General features: G+C 53.7%; 17 protein-coding genes. 13 read left to right on the top strand and 4 right to left on the bottom strand.

All coding sequences use genetic code 11. From position 1 onward, the window contains the following. Nucleotides 1-97: 97 nt before the first annotated feature. Nucleotides 98-745, top strand: coding sequence for a hypothetical protein (locus JFL75_RS11590; RefSeq protein ID WP_215626850.1), 648 nt, complete (start codon nucleotides 98-100; stop codon nucleotides 743-745). On the opposite strand, the gene JFL75_RS11585 is transcribed toward JFL75_RS11590, so the two are convergent. Continuing rightward, a complete protein-coding gene (locus JFL75_RS11585; RefSeq protein ID WP_215626849.1) occupies nucleotides 742-1,701 on the bottom strand; it encodes a cation diffusion facilitator family transporter in 960 nt (319 codons plus the stop codon). The two genes, JFL75_RS11590 and JFL75_RS11585, sit on opposite strands and share 4 nt — an antisense overlap. A 258-nt stretch (nucleotides 1,702-1,959) precedes the next feature. On the opposite strand from JFL75_RS11585, the gene JFL75_RS11580 reads away from it, so the two are divergent. Then, a complete protein-coding gene (locus JFL75_RS11580; RefSeq protein WP_215626848.1) occupies nucleotides 1,960-2,583 on the top strand; it encodes a YczE/YyaS/YitT family protein in 624 nt (207 codons plus the stop codon). Nucleotides 2,584-2,587: 4 nt separating this feature from the next. Here JFL75_RS11580 and JFL75_RS11575 read toward each other — a convergent pair whose 3' ends face one another. The 3 genes from JFL75_RS11575 to JFL75_RS11565 form a co-directional block, all read right to left on the bottom strand. Beyond that, nucleotides 2,588-3,931, bottom strand: a complete 1,344-nt coding sequence (locus tag JFL75_RS11575; RefSeq protein ID WP_215626847.1) for an MFS transporter — start codon at nucleotides 3,929-3,931, stop codon at nucleotides 2,588-2,590. 225 nt (nucleotides 3,932-4,156) lie between these two features. Further along, nucleotides 4,157-4,621, bottom strand: a complete 465-nt coding sequence (locus JFL75_RS11570) for a NanQ anomerase/TabA/YiaL family protein (protein WP_215626846.1) — start codon at nucleotides 4,619-4,621, stop codon at nucleotides 4,157-4,159. Continuing rightward, on the bottom strand, nucleotides 4,618-5,526 hold the full coding sequence (locus tag JFL75_RS11565) for a MurR/RpiR family transcriptional regulator (protein ID WP_215626845.1): 909 nt from the start codon (nucleotides 5,524-5,526) through the stop codon (nucleotides 4,618-4,620). Before JFL75_RS11565 ends, JFL75_RS11570 begins: the two co-directional genes overlap by 4 nt. 167 nt (nucleotides 5,527-5,693) lie before the next feature. On the opposite strand from JFL75_RS11565, the gene JFL75_RS11560 reads away from it, so the two are divergent. The 11 genes from JFL75_RS11560 (at nucleotide 5,694) to JFL75_RS11510 (ending at nucleotide 17,482) form a co-directional block, all read left to right on the top strand. Beyond that, complete coding sequence (locus JFL75_RS11560) at nucleotides 5,694-7,337, top strand: ABC transporter substrate-binding protein (RefSeq protein ID WP_215626844.1); 1,644 nt, start codon at nucleotides 5,694-5,696, stop codon at nucleotides 7,335-7,337. 118 nt (nucleotides 7,338-7,455) lie between these two features. Next, on the top strand, nucleotides 7,456-8,415 hold the full coding sequence (locus tag JFL75_RS11555; RefSeq protein ID WP_215626843.1) for an ABC transporter permease: 960 nt from the start codon (nucleotides 7,456-7,458) through the stop codon (nucleotides 8,413-8,415). Nucleotides 8,416-8,424: 9 nt separating this feature from the next. Next, nucleotides 8,425-9,357, top strand: coding sequence for an ABC transporter permease (locus tag JFL75_RS11550; RefSeq protein ID WP_215626842.1), 933 nt, complete (start codon nucleotides 8,425-8,427; stop codon nucleotides 9,355-9,357). Between the two features lie 4 nt (nucleotides 9,358-9,361). Next, nucleotides 9,362-10,366, top strand: coding sequence for an ABC transporter ATP-binding protein (locus tag JFL75_RS11545; protein ID WP_215626841.1), 1,005 nt, complete (start codon nucleotides 9,362-9,364; stop codon nucleotides 10,364-10,366). After that, complete coding sequence (locus JFL75_RS11540; RefSeq protein WP_215626840.1) at nucleotides 10,363-11,412, top strand: ABC transporter ATP-binding protein; 1,050 nt, start codon at nucleotides 10,363-10,365, stop codon at nucleotides 11,410-11,412. The genes JFL75_RS11545 and JFL75_RS11540 overlap by 4 nt, the downstream gene beginning before the upstream one ends. Before the next feature lie 3 nt (nucleotides 11,413-11,415). Continuing rightward, nucleotides 11,416-12,342, top strand: a complete 927-nt coding sequence (locus tag JFL75_RS11535; protein WP_215626839.1) for a dihydrodipicolinate synthase family protein — start codon at nucleotides 11,416-11,418, stop codon at nucleotides 12,340-12,342. 411 nt (nucleotides 12,343-12,753) lie between these two features. Further along, the gene (locus tag JFL75_RS11530; protein WP_215626838.1) at nucleotides 12,754-13,416 is read left to right on the top strand and encodes a helix-turn-helix transcriptional regulator; all 663 of its coding nucleotides are present in this window, start codon (nucleotides 12,754-12,756) and stop codon (nucleotides 13,414-13,416) included. Between the two features lie 174 nt (nucleotides 13,417-13,590). Further along, nucleotides 13,591-14,553, top strand: coding sequence for an ABC transporter permease (locus tag JFL75_RS11525; protein ID WP_215626837.1), 963 nt, complete (start codon nucleotides 13,591-13,593; stop codon nucleotides 14,551-14,553). After that, complete coding sequence (locus JFL75_RS11520) at nucleotides 14,553-15,461, top strand: ABC transporter permease (RefSeq protein WP_215626836.1); 909 nt, start codon at nucleotides 14,553-14,555, stop codon at nucleotides 15,459-15,461. Before JFL75_RS11525 ends, JFL75_RS11520 begins: the two co-directional genes overlap by 1 nt. Nucleotides 15,462-15,476: 15 nt before the next feature. Next, a complete protein-coding gene (locus tag JFL75_RS11515; protein ID WP_215626835.1) occupies nucleotides 15,477-16,520 on the top strand; it encodes an ABC transporter ATP-binding protein in 1,044 nt (347 codons plus the stop codon). After that, nucleotides 16,520-17,482 carry an ABC transporter ATP-binding protein gene (locus tag JFL75_RS11510; protein ID WP_215626834.1) on the top strand — a complete coding sequence of 321 codons (963 nt, stop codon included), beginning with the start codon at nucleotides 16,520-16,522 and terminating at the stop codon, nucleotides 17,480-17,482. The genes JFL75_RS11515 and JFL75_RS11510 overlap by 1 nt, the downstream gene beginning before the upstream one ends. Nucleotides 17,483-17,493: the final 11 nt, after the last annotated feature.

The following is a 17,493-nucleotide window of genomic DNA, read 5'->3' as shown; positions in this document are numbered from 1 at the left end:
CGATAAAAAGTGACATGTTCGAGGAGATCCCGGATTCCCTGAGAAGACTATTTTACGAATTATGGAAAAATTTTTCTATTTCAGGTATCATTATTATATGGAAGCTTGGGGTGTTAGGCGCCGCCTTTTTTTCGGTGCCGTCGCTTTATATTGTCTGTCACTTTTTTCCTGCGCGGGGCTTCTCCGCCCGGAGGATGGTTCCGGAGGAACGGACCTCTTCCGGCAGGGACAGTCCCCGGTCCTGCTGGTTGAGCGGGACCCGCGGCCGGTCCAGCCGGTAACCGCGCCTTCGGCAATTCTTGTCCGCGGGGATACCCGCGCTTCCGGGCTGCCTGGGTTCGGCCCCAACGCGTTTTCGTCGGTATACGGTGAATATAATGTTGAATTTCCCGCGGAAGGGGAGGCCGGGGCGGCTTCTGACGTTCCGGGATTTTTCGTCTGGGCCAGCGGAGAACCGGTATACTACGATCCGGGGATTTGGACCCTGCGGCCGTCCCCCGGAGGATATCAAATGCGTGAACAGAATACGGAGGACGGACAGCTTTTTGCCCTGTCCCTGGAAAGCGGTCCCCCCGGGGAATATTGGACTCTGATTGTCGGCTTCCCTTCAATTTCCGGCAATGAACCGCTCAGCGGCGGCAGCCGGGAGCGGCTGATTTCCAGCCTTGTTTCCCGGTTTACCTATTTTGTTTCGATTAAGCATTACAGCAGTGATGTTTCGCTCCCGGCGGTCATCACGTTTTAATTCCCGTCTTTCCGGAGTTCATCCTCGCACAGACCGAATCCTTCTTCCGTTGAATTGGTAGAATCCCCTGCGGGCTCGACATGAACCATGATATCGTACACGCCTTCTATCCGCGCCTTTATGGCATCCTCCACTTTCGTGGCGATCCCGTGGGCTTCCCGGACAGTCAGGTCGGGGTTAACTTCTATATCGATATCAATATCCCAGAAGCCCGCGATGCGGCGCATCCTCGCCCGGTGGGGGTTTCCGGCTCCCGGAACGGTGCGGACCGCATCGAAAACTTCCCGGTACGGTTCGGTTCCCGAACCGCCGTCCATCAGTTCCGCATTGGCTTCCGTAAAAATGCCCACCGCCGATTTTATGACCCAGAAGCCGACCAGGATCGCCACAATGGGATCAATAATACCGATCCCCGTAAGCATGGAAATACCGAGGCCCACCAGTACTCCCGCAGAAATAATAACATCGGATGCCATGTTTTTTGCGTTTGCCTTGAGCATGGCGGAATTGGCCTTTTTGCCGAAAGCGAACTGGCTGTACGCAAGGAGCAGCTTTCCCGCTATGGAAATAACCGTAACCACCACCGCCGGCATGGAAGGAACCTCGGGAACTTCCCCGGAAGCTATGGAAGATACCGCGTTGAGGATCAGCTGGCCGCCGGCAAAGAACAGGATAAAAGAAAGAACCACCGTTGCGATCGTCTCCGCCCGTCCGTGACCCCAGGGGTGGCCCGCGTCAGCGGGGCGGGCAATAATCCGGGCGACCAAAAGCGACATCAGGGCAATGAGGACATCGATGGATGAATCGATACCATCCCCCACAACCGCAAGGCTGCCGGAAGAAAGCCCGACAACTATTTTCAGTACCGCAAGGATGGTATTGCCGATGAGCGCCGTGAGGGCGGCGGTCCTGATGATTCCTGCCCGGGAAGTAGTCTTATCTGCTGAATCTGCCATATACACCTTTTCTTCACTTATGTATCCAGAAGTATACTTTATATGGGCCTCCGGAGCAACGCAAGTTCTGGAAAAACGGGCCGTATGGAATCTCTCCGGCGGCCCTGCCAAACGTATAAGCAGCCACGGCTGTCGTTCCGCATAACACGGCTGCCCTGGAATAAAGTACGGTTTCCCGGTACACTCCTGTTAGTCTGCGGCAGTTTACCATCGGTGTGAAACAAAAATGCGGCTGCGGAACTGTTCGGAGATTTAAGAATGAAACCGTATCTTATCAGAGGTGCCCTGTGTGTCCTTGGTGTGGCAATTATCAGCATAGGGATTTCTTTTCTGCGTTTTGCGGAACTGGGAACCGATCCCTATTCGGGCATGAATATTGGTTTGGCCCGGGCCGTGGGAATAAGTTTCGGGACCTGGCAGATCATCTTTAACGCGATTCTTCTGGTGGTTGTCTTCTTTGCCGACCGCAGTAAAATCGGGTTCGGAACCCTGGTGAGTATGGTAATAGTCGGGTATATATCGGATTTTGGTCTTTTTATAATTCAATCAATCCTGCCGCCGGAGAATATCTATATCCGTGTCACTGGCATGCTCCTGGGGATCCTGCTTATCTGCGTTGGGGCTACTATTTATATTGAAACCAATCTTGGGACATCACCCTACGATGCCCTGGCTCTGGTGGCGGCGGAAAAACTCCACCGGGAATCCCTGTTCCGGTGGTTCAGAATTTTTACCGACGCCGTCTGTGTTCTGGTGGCATGGCTTTTTGGCAGTACCGTAGGTATCGGCACACTGCTGACGGCGCTGTGCACCGGTCCGCTGATTTCGTTTTTCAGGACCCTGCTGAGACGGATCCTCCCGAAACAGGACGTATCTCCGTAACGGCCTAGGATTCTTCCCGGCTGTTTTGGGCAATGATGCTCTGGTAGGTCTTTTCGTCTATCGGATAAAACTGTACCAGGATGAACGCCGCGATCAGTACCAGTGCGGGGAAGGGGCCGATAATTAACCGGATTGCCATGATCGCTCCGGAATTCTGGATGCCGTCCGCGACATACCCTCCCAGGGAAAGGATGAGGCCGGAAAAAAAGATCGAAAGAGCCTGGCCTGCCTTGGATACAAAGGTCCACATGCCGTAGTACGCTCCTTCTTTCCGCGCTCCGGTTTTTACCGCGTCGAATTCAATTGTATCGGGGACCATCGAGAAGGGCGCCACATACCCGAAGCCGACACCGATTCCTGCGTATACCATGAGACCTAAAAAGAAATTCGGTCCCAGGATGTGCCCCAGAAAAAAGATAATGGCGCAGGCTGAAGCAAGCACACCGAAACAGATCTGATAGGTCCGCTTCTTGCCGATCTTTTTTGAGACCAGCACCGAGAGGGGAATGCACACCATGGCCACAGCCAAAAGTATCACCAGGGCAATGGTGGTGATGTCCTCACGGTTATAAATATATTTTGTGTAATATACCAGAATGCCCTGGAGAAAATTCAATCCCATGAGGTTGAGGGCATAGGTGATGAGCAGTATTACATAGGGTTTATTGAAGAAGACCGCCTTGTAGGTTGAGAAGAAACCCTCCGTGGGGTAATCCTTGGGGGAATGTTTTTTTTCCTTGGTTCCGAAAAACGTTATCAAGGTCGCCGCCATCATGATCAGTCCGAGGATAAAACCCGCCGCGGAGAACCCTTTGCTTTTATCAGGGAAGGTGTCCACAATGGGCTGTACCGCAGCCGCCCCGATTATGGTGCCGAATACCGCGCATCCGAAGCGGTAGCCGTTGAGGCTTGTCCGTTCATGGTAATCGTCGGTCAGTTCCGGGGTAAGGGATGAATAAGGGATATTCGTTACGGTATAGGCGGTGTTGAGCAGCATCAGCGCCAGTGCCGCCCAGAGTGTCAGCAGCACCGGATTTTCAATCTGAGGATTAGTAAAAAAGAACCACATGGTCAGGAAAAGCGGGACCGCCCCGAAAAGCAGATAGGGCCGCCGCCGCCCCCAGCGGGATCTCGTCCTGTCTGAGATATAGCCCATTACCGGATCGGTGACCGCATCCCACAGCTTGCCGATCATCACAGCGAGCCCGGCAAGGCCCGCTGCCAAACCGACCGTATCGGTTAGGTAGTTAAGGCTCCAGAAACCAAGGGCGGTAAAAAACAGATTGCCGCCGAGATCGTAAATCCCGAACCCGAGTTTTTCCCGAACCGTCAGTTTCTTTGCTGCCATGTTTTTCCTCCATACAACCGCAGTATATCTTCATAATAAGCAAAGAAGTATGGAGATACAATTGCCGGGCAGGGTACCTGCATTATAAAATCATTGATAAACACAGAAGCACGGAGATACCGGGGCCGGGGGGCCTGTCGGAGTACCGAATGTATAGCTTCTCGGAGGCCGCAGGCCGAGGCAGGAGCCATACCCCATTCTCCCCGGCAGGACCCCCTGAACCTGTTATACCATGCTTTTTTGTTGCATTTCAATTTTAATAACAAGTTTCTTTACCGGAGCCGGTTCGTGCACGCGGATTCCCGGCTGGTGGAGGTCCGCGGGAAACAGAACGGCAAATTTTCCCGGAGAAAGGGGCAGGGGTATCCCGTCGGCTTCGTAAAAGGCAATATCCTTATCCGGATCTCCGGACAGTTTCTTCCGGGCATCCTTCAGGAAACCGCAGATCAGGAATTCCTCACCGGACAGCACCATCTGCAGATCAATGTACCGCACATGCGCCTCGGGGCTGCTTTCCTGTTGGTGTTTGCTTTGGTAATTGCTGACCAGGGCAAACACCTTCTCCCCGTCGATCTCGTGACGGCCTTCGGTAATATCGGGGGTACAGCTTTTTATAAAATCAAGAGCCTTATCCAGATTGGAGGAGATCCCCCGGTACTGATCCGCGTTTTCCGTAGTATCGTAAATCATGGTTCTTCCTTTTTCTTTTTTTTCGTTTTCGTCGGAATCCGGTCAAAGACCGCGTGTCCCGAAATCTCGCGGTTTCTCGTCACCGCGCTCTGGTTGCGGCGGATATAATCGGTAAAAATAATATCCAGCAGGTACATGGTTCCGACTTTTACCGAAAGCGACCCCTGCTGGTTAGGCGCCTCATTGACTCCGCACTGGATGACGACGTCGCAGTATTCGGTCAGCGGTGAACGGATAAACCGGGTGATGGCGATTATTTTTGCCCCCGCAGCCTTTGCAAGTTTTGCCACCTCGACGGTACATTGGGTAGCGCCGCTGTAGGAAAAAAATACCGCGGCGGTCCCTTTCGGAAGGAGGGACGCCGCGTACGCCTGGGCGTAAATATCCTGTTCCACATGGAATTTATGGGAAACATCCATGAACTGGGTTTTCGCTATCATGGCGTTCAGGAAGGAATTCCCGGTTCCGAAAAAGTATACCTTTTCCGCCCGGTCTATCAGGGTTATGGCTTTTTCAAGGGCTTTGAAATCCAGGGCGTTGTAGGCCCGTTCCAAAGCCTCCTGCTGGAGGTGCATAACTTTTTTAGCCAGTACCTGGAGGCTGTCCCGGTCTTCGATAGCCGCGTCTTCCAGCTTTTCCGGGTTCTGGCGTTTTGAAATCGCCTTCATAAGCTCCACCCGGAGTTCCTGGTATCCGTTGAGATTCAGGGTTTTGCAGAACCGGAATACCGTAGCTTCACTGACATTGCATGTCTTCGCCAGATCGGTGATTGAGAGGGCAAGCGCCTCGCTGGGTTTGTCCATGATAAACTGGGCTATTTTCTTTTCAGTCTTGCTGAATGTATTAATGGCCCCGCCTATCTGGATAATTACGTCAAGGGAATAATTCATATCGTTCCTTATCATAAAGTATTTTCTTACCCTGTTCTATCTTACCGCAGTATTTTCAAACTTGAAAGAAAATTTTTATGTTTTATAAGAAAATGTAAAAATACTATCAAAATTTCTTGACAAATAGGAATTCCCGTCATAGCATGATCTTACCTATTTCGAATGAATTTCAGGAGGATCCCATGAAAAAACTGTGTCTTTCGGTTTTGCTGGCAGCTCTTTCGGTCTGTGTTTTCGCAGGCGGCGGAAGTGACAAAGCGGGCGGGACCGGAGCCGTAAACAGCAATCCCCTGTCGGACCCCCAGGTTCGCCAGGCGATTGCTTACGCGATTGATATGGATACAATCTGCAGAACCCTGCTCCTGGACAAGGCTGTTCCCGCGAACAGCCTTACCCCCAATGGTGAGTGGAAAGTTTCCGGATTGAATAACTATACGTACAATCCGTCCAAAGCCATGGAGCTGCTCAAGGCGGCCAAGTGGGATCCGAACTACACCCTGGATGTGGGGTATTACTATGACGACCAGCAGACCGTGGATCTGATGGTTGCCGTTCAGGCTTACCTCGAAGCGGTCGGGATTAAGGCCAACTTCCGCAGGATACAGGGAGATTTTAATACCCTCCTGTGGATGCCGCCCAAGGATCCGGTAAACGGTCCTTCCGCGGTGGATTGGGATGTCCTGTACGGCGCCACCGCCGCCCTGGTTCTCCATGAATACTACAATAAATACATCGGCGGTTCCGCGGGCAATTCCCATACCCCTACGGATCCCCAGCTCGACACGCTTATCGCGGCCACCAACGCCACCGCGGATGTGGCAAAACAGAAGGCGGCTTTCAACGAACTGCAGAAATATGAAAACGAAAACCTGTTCGCCATTCCGCTGTATTACCAGCCCCTGTTCATTTTCTGCCGGGATACGGTTACCCGGACCGGGGACACCAACGGCAACGCCCAGTACAATTACGACTGGAACATCATCAACTGGGATGTAAAACCCGACGCTTCCGGGAAAAAGGTTCTTAAGACCAACGCCGGGCCCGTGCAGTTTTTTGAGCATCCCTGGTTCAACCCCGGAGTGTATATCGGTTCCAAGGTTCTCTTTGACCGGCTTATCGTTGCGGACGGTTCCCTCGCTCCCAAGGAAGGCGCCCTGGCTTCGTCATACACAGTTTCTCCGGACAACATGACCCTTACCTTTACCATGCGGAACAATATCAAATGGCATGACGGAAAACCCATCACCCCCCAGGATGTCAAATGGAGTATCGAGTACGCCCTTAAGGTTCCCGCTATTCACGCGGTGTTTGCTTCGACCTTCAACGCCATTGACGGCGCCGCGGAATTCAAAGCCGGGTCGGCCCAGGATGTACGGGGAATCCAGATTAACGGCAATACCATTACCATTAAATTTGCCGCCCTGGATCCCAACATGCTCATGACCTTCTCCCAGTTCGCCCCGCTTCCCCAGAGTTATTTTATCGGCACCGACCCTGCCCAGTTCCAGCAGAACGCTTACTGGCAGAAACCCGTCGGCTCCGGTCCCTTTATGGTCAGGGAAGCCAAGATGAACGACTACGCGGTATTCGTGCCTTTCCGGGATTACTACAAGGGCGTGGCAAAAATCGATGAAATCCGTTCGTACCCCAGCGGCGAGAATGACGCCAACCTGGTGATCAACGCCAATGCCAACAACCTCGATTACGGATACACCAAGAATTCCAATGACGCCATTGCTCTGGAAAAAGTTTCCGGTATGAAGGTTTTCCCCGTGAATATGTTCTATACCCGGCTGTTCTTTGTGAATAAATTCCCCAAGAAATAAAAACAGATACGTCTTCGCCGGTCCGTCTGGGCCGGCGTTTTTTCTATTGAATTTTTGCTGAAGAGAACTTCTAAAAACTTCAACCGGGTTTTTTAGCGGTTCCCTGAAGGGGATTCCCGTGGCTGCATATATTATCCGGCGTTTACTGATAATGCTTCCCATGCTGCTGGTTATCAGTTTCCTTATTTATCTCGGACTTGAGCTGACCCCCGGGGATCCTGTTTCCTATATGATCGGACCGGAAGCCATGGCTTCCATGACCGAAGCCCAGCTCAATGCCATGCGGGAAGCCCTGGGGCTGAACGATCCGTTTATCGTGCGTTACGGAAAATGGCTCTTTAATGTGGTGAAGGGCGATTTCGGGTACAGCCTTACCAGCGGCGTGGCCATAAAATCCATTGTGGCCACCAGACTCCCGGCGACTCTGGAACTGGCGGGGATCGCGCTGCTCCTTTCCACGGTTTTCGGGAGTGTCCTCGGGACCGTGAGTGCCCTCAAGCGCGGGTCCATCGGCGATACCGCCCTGACCGTGGCGGGTATGCTGGGGGTTTCCATTCCCCAGTTTTTCTTCGGCCTGGTGGCCATCCTGATATTCTCCCTCCGTCTCAACTGGCTGCCCGCCGGAGGCCGGCTGAGTCCGGAGTATACCGGCTTTTTCGACCGCGTCCCGAATCTCGTCCTGCCCTCCCTGGTGATGGCCCTTTCCATGACCGCCGGGGTCATGCGGTATTCCCGGTCCAGTATGCTGGACGCCATGAACAAGGACTTTATCAAAACCGCCCGGAGCAAGGGGCTTCCCGAATGGCGGGTAAACTTTGTCCACGGATTCCGGGTGGCATTGACCCCGGTTATTGTGCTTATAGGATTCCGGCTGCCGACCCTGGTGGGAGGCTCCGTTGTGCTTGAGCAGGTTTTTCAGTGGCCGGGGATCGGGCGGGAATTCGTCTCCGCGGTGCGGGGCCAGAATTATCCCCTGGTTATGATGATCGCCCTGCTTATGGTTTCGGTGATGCTCCTGGCGAGCTTTCTGGTGGATGTGTTCACCGCACTGCTGGACCCGCGGGTTAAATTGAGTTAAGGAGCGGCTATGAGTGATACTGCGGTAAGACGAAAGAGCCGCCTGGACCGGCAGATGGATAAGATCCTGGCGAAGGAAGAAGCGGGCCTCCTAAGCAGCCGGGAAATCAGCCGGGCGCTGCGGAAATTCTTCAACAATAAGCTTTCCGTATTCGGGCTTGCTGTTTTTTCCGTGATCCTTCTGGCTTCGGTTTTCGCCCCCCTGATCTGCCGGTACAACCCCCTGGCGATAGATCTCAATTCAATCCTTCAGTCTCCTTCATCGGAACATATCCTCGGAACCGATAAGGTCGGCCGGGACATCTTCGCCCGGATCGTATACGGCGGGAGGATTTCTATCCTGGTAGGATTCGGGAGCGCCCTGGGAGCGGCTCTGATCGGCGTTTCCCTGGGATGCTACGCGGGATACAAGGGCGGTTTTTTTGACGCGGCCTGCCTCCGGGTTTCGGAAGTCTTTATGAGTTTTCCCCAGATCATCCTGGTGCTTTTATTGGTTACGATAATCGGGCAGAGTCTCATGAACCTGATCGTCATTTTTATTATTACCGGCTGGGGCAGCATGTACCGCATGGCCCGGGCGCGGATACTGTCGATCCGGGAAGAGGAGTACGTTCAGTCCCTCAGGGCCTTCGGAATCAACAGTTTCGTTATCTGCTTCAAGCACATGCTTCCCAATGCCCTGGGTCCCATCGCGGTGAATATTACCCTCAGCACCGCCATGTTTATTCTGGAAGAAGCGGGGTTGAGTTTTCTCGGCCTGGGGGTCCCTCTGCAGATCGCGACTTGGGGGAACATTCTTAATGTTGCTCAGGACATCACGATTCTCCGGGAGAACTGGTGGATTTGGCTTCCGGTGGGTATCGTGATTTCTCTTTTCGTGCTGAGCATCAACTTTATCGGAGACGGCTTCAGGGATTCCACCGATCCGTCCCAGCAGGGGTAGGAACATGGACCAAAAAGATATCCTGGTCCAGGTGAAGGACCTGGAAGTGTATTTCTATAACAACCAGCGGTGCAACAAAGCCGTCCGGGGTGTTTCATTTGATATTTGCAGAAAGCGGACCCTGGGTGTTGTGGGGGAAAGCGGCTGCGGCAAGAGTGTTACCGCGTCCGCCATCATGCGGCTGCTCCCCCAGCTGGCGAGAATAGAAAAGGGATCCATCACCTACAACAGTGAAGAAAATGGACCGATCCGGGTTGACCGGCTCGAGGCAAACGGCAGGATCATGCGGTCCCTCCGGGGACAGGAAATGGCCATGATTTTTCAGGACCCCATGACGGCCCTCAATCCTGTTTATTCCATCGGATTCCAGATCGGTGAAAACCTCCAGTACCATACGGCGATGAATAAAAAAGAGCGCCGGGAAAAATCCGTGGACCTGCTCCGCAGCATGGGAATCCCCGCTCCGGAACAGCGGGTCAGGGAATACCCCCACCAGTTTTCCGGGGGAATGCGCCAGCGTTCCATGATCGCCATGGCCATGGCCTGCGACCCCCAGCTCCTGATCGCCGATGAGCCGACCACGGCCCTGGATGTGACTATCCAGGCCCAGATATTCGAGCTTATTGAAAAGCTCAAGGAAACCCGGGAAACGGCGATCATGCTGATCACCCATGACATGGGGGTGGTTACGGAACTGGCCGACGATGTGATCGTTATGTATATGGGGAATATCGTGGAGCGGGGAACCGTTGAGGAAGTTCTCAGGACTCCGGCGCACCCCTACACCCAGGCGCTTCTCGAATCGATTCCCATTCTGGGCAAAGGAAAGAATCAGGTCCTGGAACCGATTAAGGGAAGTACCCCGGATCCGTTTAACCGTCCCCCGGGCTGCCAGTTTGCCCCCCGCTGTGATTACTGCCATGAACGGTGCTCATCCATGCCCGAAGAGGTGAGCCTCGGCGGGACCCATGGGGTCCGGTGCTGGAAAAGCGGAGGGAAACCGGTATGACCGATAACAAGGAAGTGATTCTCAGAATCCGGGATCTCAGGACCTGGTTCCCCGTGCACAAAGGGGTGTTCAAGAAAACCGTGGGCCATGTAAAGGCGCTGGACGGTGTTGACCTGGACATATACCGCGGCGAGACCCTGGGTCTTGTGGGCGAAAGCGGCTGCGGAAAAACCACTCTGGGAAAAACCATCCTGCAGCTGGTTAAAGCCAGCGGCGGGTCCGTGGAATACCGCGGAACCTCCGCGCCGGCCGCTGACGCTGGCGGGAGCACGCCGGAACAGGTTGACCTGATGAAGCTCAAACCCCGGGAGCTTCAGGAATTCCGGAAACGGCTCCAGATTGTTTTCCAGGACCCGTACTCATCGCTGAATCCGGCGTTTACCATCTTCGGTTCCCTGGAGGATCCGCTGAAAAAGTTCGGCATTAAAACCAGAACAGAACGGCGGAAAAAAATCGCCGGACTCCTGGAAGCGGTGAACATGCAGGCCGATTACATGGACCGTTATCCCCATGAGTTTTCCGGCGGCCAGCGCCAGCGGATCGGCATCGCCCGGGCCCTCAGCGTTGATCCCGAACTGATCGTCTGCGACGAAGCGGTCAGCGCCCTGGATGTTTCCATCCAGGCTCAGGTAATCAAACTTCTGAAAAAACTGAAGGATGAACGGGGGCTGACCTATGTGTTCATCACCCATGATTTAAGTGTGGTGGAATATATCAGCGACCGGATCGCGGTGATGTACCTGGGAAAAATCGTTGAGCTTTCCGAAAGTGAGGATCTCTACAAGAATACCCTACACCCGTATACCAAGGCGCTGCTTTCAGCCATCCCTGTGGCTGACCTGGACCGCAGATCAAAACGGATCATGCTCCAGGGCGACGTACCCAGCCCCATAAACCCGCCGGCGGGATGCCATTTCCATCCCCGATGCCCCGAGTGCCGGGAACGCTGCCGGACCGAAGCGCCGGGTTTAAAAAAATATCTGGTCAACAACAAGGAACATTACGCTTCCTGCCATTTTATTAATGCAACGGAGATTAAGGAGTAAACTATGAGCCGCGTTCCCCTTAAGGAAATTAAAGGTGTCATCCCTGCGCTGGTCAGCTGCTTTGATGAACACGAAAACTACGATGAAAAGCGCCAGCGGAAGGTAACTTCCTATTTGATTGACCGGGGTATCCATGGTCTGTACCTCACCGGAAGCACCGGAGAGGGATTTCTCATGACCCCGGAGGAACGGAAGAAACTGGTTGAGGATGTGATTGATGAAGTGAAAGGCCGTGTCCCGGTGATTGTCCATGTGGGCGCCATCGGGACGAGAATTTCCGCGGACCTGGCAAAACACGCTGAAGCCGCCGGAGCGGACGCGATTTCCTCGGTGCCGCCCTTCTACTGGAAATTCTCCGAGTCCCAGATGTACAGCTATTACCGGGATATTTCAGAATCCGTGAATATCCCCATGGTTGTGTACAATATTGCCCTCGCCGGGGCCGTGGGTTTCAATTTTATAAAATCCCTGGCGTCGATAAAAGGGGTGGAAGGCATCAAGTACACCCTTACATCCCAGTTTGAGATGATGCGTATAAAAGAAGAAATCGGACAGGATTTTATGGTCTATTCCGGGGCGGATGAAATGGCCATGACCGGACTGAGCTTCGGGGCGGATGGTATCATCGGTTCTTTCTATAATTTGATTCCCGAACCGTTCCTGGATATATACAAAGCGGTGCAGGAGGGAAACCTTTTCGCGGCAGCGGAAAAACAGCGTATTGCCAACGCCATCATCATGCACACCCTGGACCGGGGTTTCCAGGTCGGGATAAAAGCCGAGATGCAGTGGATGGGCCTCGACGCGGGCTACTGCCGGGAACCCTTCGGCCGCCTCGAGCCCGCCATGGAAGCAAAATACAAAGAGGATTTCCGGGAGCTCAAAAAACAGCTGGCAGTAACCGGAATCCCCTTCCTGGACAAACTGTAATACAGCAAAACCCCGGCGGTATCCCCGCCGGGGGTATATTGGTACCACCGGATAATCATATACAAATACCGTAACCATCCACCGCCACCCAGCACCCCCAAAACAGGATACCCGCAGCAATACGGAAGAGCGGCACAGAAGTATGGTGTTTACCTGTATCGCGGGGTGCCTGTGGGAATGGGTTCTGAGCGACTTTCGAGGCCGAAGGCCGCTGAGGAGCCAGAACCCATTCCCACAGGCAGGACCCCCGAACCCGGTCCCTCCATGCTTCTGTGCCGGGCAATACAATAAACTGCGGATACCCTGTTTTTATTATTTGACAGTATTTAATTCACCCTGTAGAATAAAAAATAATTTAGTCAGGTTTAGGTTCATCTGTTCCTGAAACGGCTGAATTATTGGTAGAATAATATGTCAAAGACCAAGAGTTCCCTATCCAGCACCGATAAACATATTTTAAATTCCTACAAAGCCTGCCTGGACGGATTGGCGGCGTATCTGGGCGGAGCTTTCGAGTTCGTACTCCATGATCTGGATGACCTCGACCATTCGGTTATCAAAATCGTAAACGGTATGCACTCGGGGCGGAAGGAAGGCGCCCCCATAACGGACCTTGCCCTTTCCATGCTGGAAAAAATTACCGAAAGTGACGGAGCGCACTTTATTGCCTACCATTCGAAAAGCAAATACGGAAAACCCGTTAAAGCCGTAACTATCGCCATCTTTGGGGAGCAGGATACGGTTATCGGACTTTTATGTATCAACTTTTATATGGATACGTCTTTTTCCACGGTGCTCCAAAGCTTTCTTCCCAACAACAATTACACCGAATACGTAACCGAGAATTTTATCAGTGAATCCGATGAGCTGATCGTAAAGGCCCTGGAGAAAACAAAAGCCAATGTAGAATCGGATTCTTCAATCCCCGTGTCACAGAAAAACAAGGAGATCATTACCCTCCTGTACCACCAGGGAATATTCAAGCTGAAAAACTCAGTAAAGCTTATTTCCAAGGACCTCGGCATAACAAAGAATACCGTATACATGCACATCCGGACTCTGGAAAGCAAATAGCAATCCTGGGTGTGTTCCCAGACCACTGCGGTGGTGATGATATTATTGGATTTTTTGGAGAATTGAAACGTATTTTCTTGCAGAAAACGGGAATATTCTGAATAAAAATACAGAAAATTCCCCGGTAATATTGATTTTTATTCATTTTTATTGAATCCTGTTGCGGGGGCTGCCATGATTAAGTACATTCTGAAAAGACTGCTTCTTATGATTCCCGTTCTTCTGGGCGTTACCTTCATTGTCTTTTTTATCCTCAACCTGACCCCCGGAGATCCCGCGGCAATCATCCTTGGGGACCAGGCCACCGCGGAGGCGCTGGAACTGAAACGGGAAGAACTGGGACTCAACGACCCCCTTCTGGTCAGGTATTTCAATTACATGAAGAACATGCTCAGGGGTGATCTGGGAACCTCCTATAAAAACAAAATCAGTGTCTGGGACCAGGTCTGGGACAAATTCCCCAATACGGTTATCCTGGCCTTCGCGGGGATTTTTGTGGCGCTCCTCATCGGTATTCCCGTGGGGATTTTATCCGCGAAGAAACAGTACACAGCCATGGACAATGTTTCGGTGGTCCTATCCCTGGTGGGGGTCTCCATGCCCAACTTCTGGCTGGGGCTCCTGTTTTCGCTGCTCTTTGCCCTCAAGCTGGGATGGCTTCCATCCCAGGGCATGGGAACGGGCTTTATTCCGCTCCTGAGAAGTATTGTCCTGCCTGCCCTGACCCTGGGGACCGGCGCCGCCGCCACGGTGGTCCGTATGACCCGGTCATCCATGCTGGAGGTTATCCGGCAGGATTATATTTTTACCGCCCGTTCCAAGGGAATAACCGAGCAGGAAGTAACCCGCAGGCATATGTTCAAAAACGCCCTCATCCCGATCATCACCGCTGTGGGACTCCAGTTCGGGGTTCTCCTCGGCGGAGCCATGCTGACAGAGACGGTGTTCTCCTGGCCGGGTCTGGGCCGCCTTATGGTTGATTCCATCGGCAGCAAGGACATTCCCATGGTGCTCGGGGCAGTCATTTTTATGGCGGTGACCTTTTCCATTGTTAACCTTTGTGTGGATATCATCTATGCCTTTGTCGATCCGAGGATTAAATCCCAGTATAAAACCACGTCCAAGGGGGTCGTATAATGGCACTGAAAAAAACTTCCGCAAAATCAGGCGGACAAAAGCAAAGATCCCTCTGGGCCGAAGTCTGGCGGCGGCTCAAGAAAAACAAACTCGCCCTGGTGGGGCTTGGGTTTCTTTCCATCCTGGTGGTGATCGCCGTCGGTACCATTGTCATTGACTTTGTCACCAGTCAGTCGGTGTACAACAACTACGTGATAAAACAGAATCTCCGCATGCGCCTGCAGGGACCGAGCTGGCAGTACCCCTTCGGCCTGGATGAATTCGGGCGGAACATACTGCTCCGCATGCTCTGGGGCGTCCGGTATTCCCTGTTCATGGGAACCTTCGCGATTGTCATTTCCACGCTGATCGGCGGAGTCCTCGGCGCCCTGGCGGGGTATTACGGTAAATTCGCCGACAACGCGATCATGCGTTTTATGGATATTCTTCTGGCCATACCGTCCATGCTCCTGGCCACGGCAATTGTGGCGGCCCTGGGAACGAGCCTGACCAATGTACTCATCGCCATCGCGATTTCCTATATCCCGACCTTTGCCAGGACGGTCCGCGCCTCGGTTCTCACGGTCAAGGACCAGGAGTACATTGAGGCGGCCCGGGCGCTGGGGGCGGGGGATTCCCGTATTATCTTCAAATATATTATTCCCAACTCCATGGCGCCGCTGATCGTCCAGGCGACTCTGGGTGTGGCCGGAGCCATCCTTTCTATCGCGGGGCTCTCCTTCCTCGGCCTCGGCATTCAGCCGCCGACCCCGGAATGGGGATCCATGCTTTCCGGGGCCCGCTCGTATATCCGGGACGGATGGCATATTACGGTTATTCCGGGGCTCGGTATTATGCTCACGATTCTGGCCCTTAACGTGGTGGGCGACGGACTCCGGGACGCCCTTGATCCGAGACTCAAAACCTAAGGTACGGTGGCTGCTATGAGTGACGAGAAAGAACTGCTCCGGATAGAAGATCTGGCCATCCGGTACGTAACCGACGATGGTACCGTGGAAGCCCTCAACGGCATCAGCCTGTCCCTTAAGGAAGGCCATACCCTGGGTCTCGTCGGGGAAACCGGCGCGGGCAAGACAACCCTGGCAAAGGGGATCATGCGTCTCATCCCCAGCCCTCCGGGGGAAATCTGCGGGGGAAAGATACACTTTGACGGACAGGAACTGCTGGGTCTCAGCGAAGCGAAAATGCGGGGCATCCGGGGCCGGCAGATTTCCATGATTTTCCAGGATCCCATGACGAGCCTCAATCCTGTCATGACCGTGGGCGACCAGATAATGGAAGTAATCCAGGCGCATAATAAAATGACCAAAGCCGAAGCCGCGGCGGCGGCCCGGGACATGCTGGAAACCGTGGGGATCTCCGCGGACCGGGCAGGGGAATATCCCCACCAGTTTTCCGGGGGAATGAAACAGCGGGTCATCATCGCTATCGCTCTTGCCTGCAACCCAAAATTGCTTATCGCCGATGAGCCCACCACGGCGCTCGATGTGACCATCCAGGCCCAGGTGCTGGAAATGATTCAGTCCCTCAAGGGCAAGCTGAATACTTCCATGTTGCTTATTACCCATGACCTGGGGGTAGTCGCGCAGAACTGCGACCACGTGGCCATAATTTACGCCGGAGAAATCGTGGAATACGGCACGCTCCGGGACATATTCAAGAATCCCGAACATCCCTATACCATCGGGCTCCTGGAGTCCATTCCCAGTCTGGCAAAAGAGGTGGTGCGTCTCAAACCCATCAAAGGCCTGATGCCCGATCCCACCTGCCTGCCCGAAGGCTGCAAATTCCATACCCGGTGCAATTACGTATCGGAGCAGTGTATACAGGCTGTCCCGGCCCTTACGGAAACCGAAACCGGCCATCTGGTCCGCTGTATTTACGCGGGAAGGGAATTTCCCTCTGCCGCTCAGCCGGACGCTGCCGGTGAGGAACCTGCGCTGTCCGCTAATGGGGAGGTTCTGTAATGGCCCACGCAAAGACCGAACTGCTCCGGGTGGAGCATCTCAAGAAATACTTCAATACACCCTTCGGTGTTCTCCACGCGGTGGACGATGTTTCGTTTACCGTTATGAAGGGGGAAACCCTGGGGATCGTCGGTGAAAGCGGCTGCGGCAAGAGCACCCTGGGCCGGGCCATCCTCCGGCTCCATGAACCGACTTCGGGAAAGGTCCTCTTTGAGGGGGAAGACATCCTCGCCTACGATAAGAAGAAGATGAAGGCCATGCGCCGGGATATGCAGATTATTTTTCAGGATCCCTTCGCGTCCCTCAATCCCCGGATGACCGTAAGCGAAACCATCTACGAGGCCCTGCTCATTCAGAAGCTCTATTCCCCCCGGGATAAGGAGGGCCTCCGGAAGCGGGCCCTGGAACTCATGGACATGGTCGGCCTGGCGCCCCGGCTGGTCAACACCTACCCCCATGAGCTCGACGGCGGCCGGCGGCAGCGGATCGGTATCGCCCGGGTCCTGGCCCTCGACCCGAAGATGATTGTCTGTGACGAACCGGTCAGCGCCCTGGATGTTTCTATCCAGGCCCAGATACTCAACCTCATGCAGGACCTTCAGGACCGGATGGGATTTACCTACCTGTTCATTACCCATGACCTTTCGGTGGTTAAGCATCTGTCCGATGACATCCTGGTTATGTACCTCGGCCAGATGGTCGAAAAAGCTCCGGCGGGAAAGCTCTTCGAAAAACCTTTGCATCCCTACACCCAGGCGCTGCTTTCGGCCATACCCGTTCCGGATCCGGATTTCGATGTGCAGCGTATTTCCCTCAAGGGGGAGCTGACCTCTCCGATTGAACCGCCGCCGGGATGCCGTTTCGCCAAACGGTGTCCCTACGTAACGGATGCGTGCCTCGGCGCGGATATTCCCTTTAAGGAAGCCGAAGAAAACCATTTTGTGGCCTGTACCCTAGTGTAACCAGTGCCGGA

It is taken from the genome of Breznakiella homolactica (assembly GCF_016616095.2).
GTDB lineage: Bacteria > Spirochaetota > Spirochaetia > Treponematales > Breznakiellaceae > Breznakiella > Breznakiella homolactica.
Note: the sequence above shows the minus strand (reverse complement) of the source record. Positions and strands in the feature narration are given on the sequence as shown.

Bases quoted from the DNA above. Each gene is read 5' to 3' on its own strand.
- JFL75_RS11590 (WP_215626850.1), top strand. From the start codon at position 98: ATGGAAGCTTGGGGTGTTAGGCGCCGCCTTTTTTTCGGTGCCGTCGCT.
- JFL75_RS11585 (WP_215626849.1), bottom strand. From the start codon at position 1,701: ATGGCAGATTCAGCAGATAAGACTACTTCCCGGGCAGGAATCATCAGG.
- JFL75_RS11580 (WP_215626848.1), top strand. From the start codon at position 1,960: ATGAAACCGTATCTTATCAGAGGTGCCCTGTGTGTCCTTGGTGTGGCA.
- JFL75_RS11575 (WP_215626847.1), bottom strand. From the start codon at position 3,931: ATGGCAGCAAAGAAACTGACGGTTCGGGAAAAACTCGGGTTCGGGATT.
- JFL75_RS11570 (WP_215626846.1), bottom strand. From the start codon at position 4,621: ATGATTTACGATACTACGGAAAACGCGGATCAGTACCGGGGGATCTCC.
- JFL75_RS11565 (WP_215626845.1), bottom strand. From the start codon at position 5,526: ATGATAAGGAACGATATGAATTATTCCCTTGACGTAATTATCCAGATA.
- JFL75_RS11560 (WP_215626844.1), top strand. From the start codon at position 5,694: ATGAAAAAACTGTGTCTTTCGGTTTTGCTGGCAGCTCTTTCGGTCTGT.
- JFL75_RS11550 (WP_215626842.1), top strand. From the start codon at position 8,425: ATGAGTGATACTGCGGTAAGACGAAAGAGCCGCCTGGACCGGCAGATG.
- JFL75_RS11545 (WP_215626841.1), top strand. From the start codon at position 9,362: ATGGACCAAAAAGATATCCTGGTCCAGGTGAAGGACCTGGAAGTGTAT.
- JFL75_RS11540 (WP_215626840.1), top strand. From the start codon at position 10,363: ATGACCGATAACAAGGAAGTGATTCTCAGAATCCGGGATCTCAGGACC.
- JFL75_RS11535 (WP_215626839.1), top strand. From the start codon at position 11,416: ATGAGCCGCGTTCCCCTTAAGGAAATTAAAGGTGTCATCCCTGCGCTG.
- JFL75_RS11530 (WP_215626838.1), top strand. From the start codon at position 12,754: ATGTCAAAGACCAAGAGTTCCCTATCCAGCACCGATAAACATATTTTA.
- JFL75_RS11525 (WP_215626837.1), top strand. From the start codon at position 13,591: ATGATTAAGTACATTCTGAAAAGACTGCTTCTTATGATTCCCGTTCTT.
- JFL75_RS11520 (WP_215626836.1), top strand. From the start codon at position 14,553: ATGGCACTGAAAAAAACTTCCGCAAAATCAGGCGGACAAAAGCAAAGA.
- JFL75_RS11515 (WP_215626835.1), top strand. From the start codon at position 15,477: ATGAGTGACGAGAAAGAACTGCTCCGGATAGAAGATCTGGCCATCCGG.
- JFL75_RS11510 (WP_215626834.1), top strand. From the start codon at position 16,520: ATGGCCCACGCAAAGACCGAACTGCTCCGGGTGGAGCATCTCAAGAAA.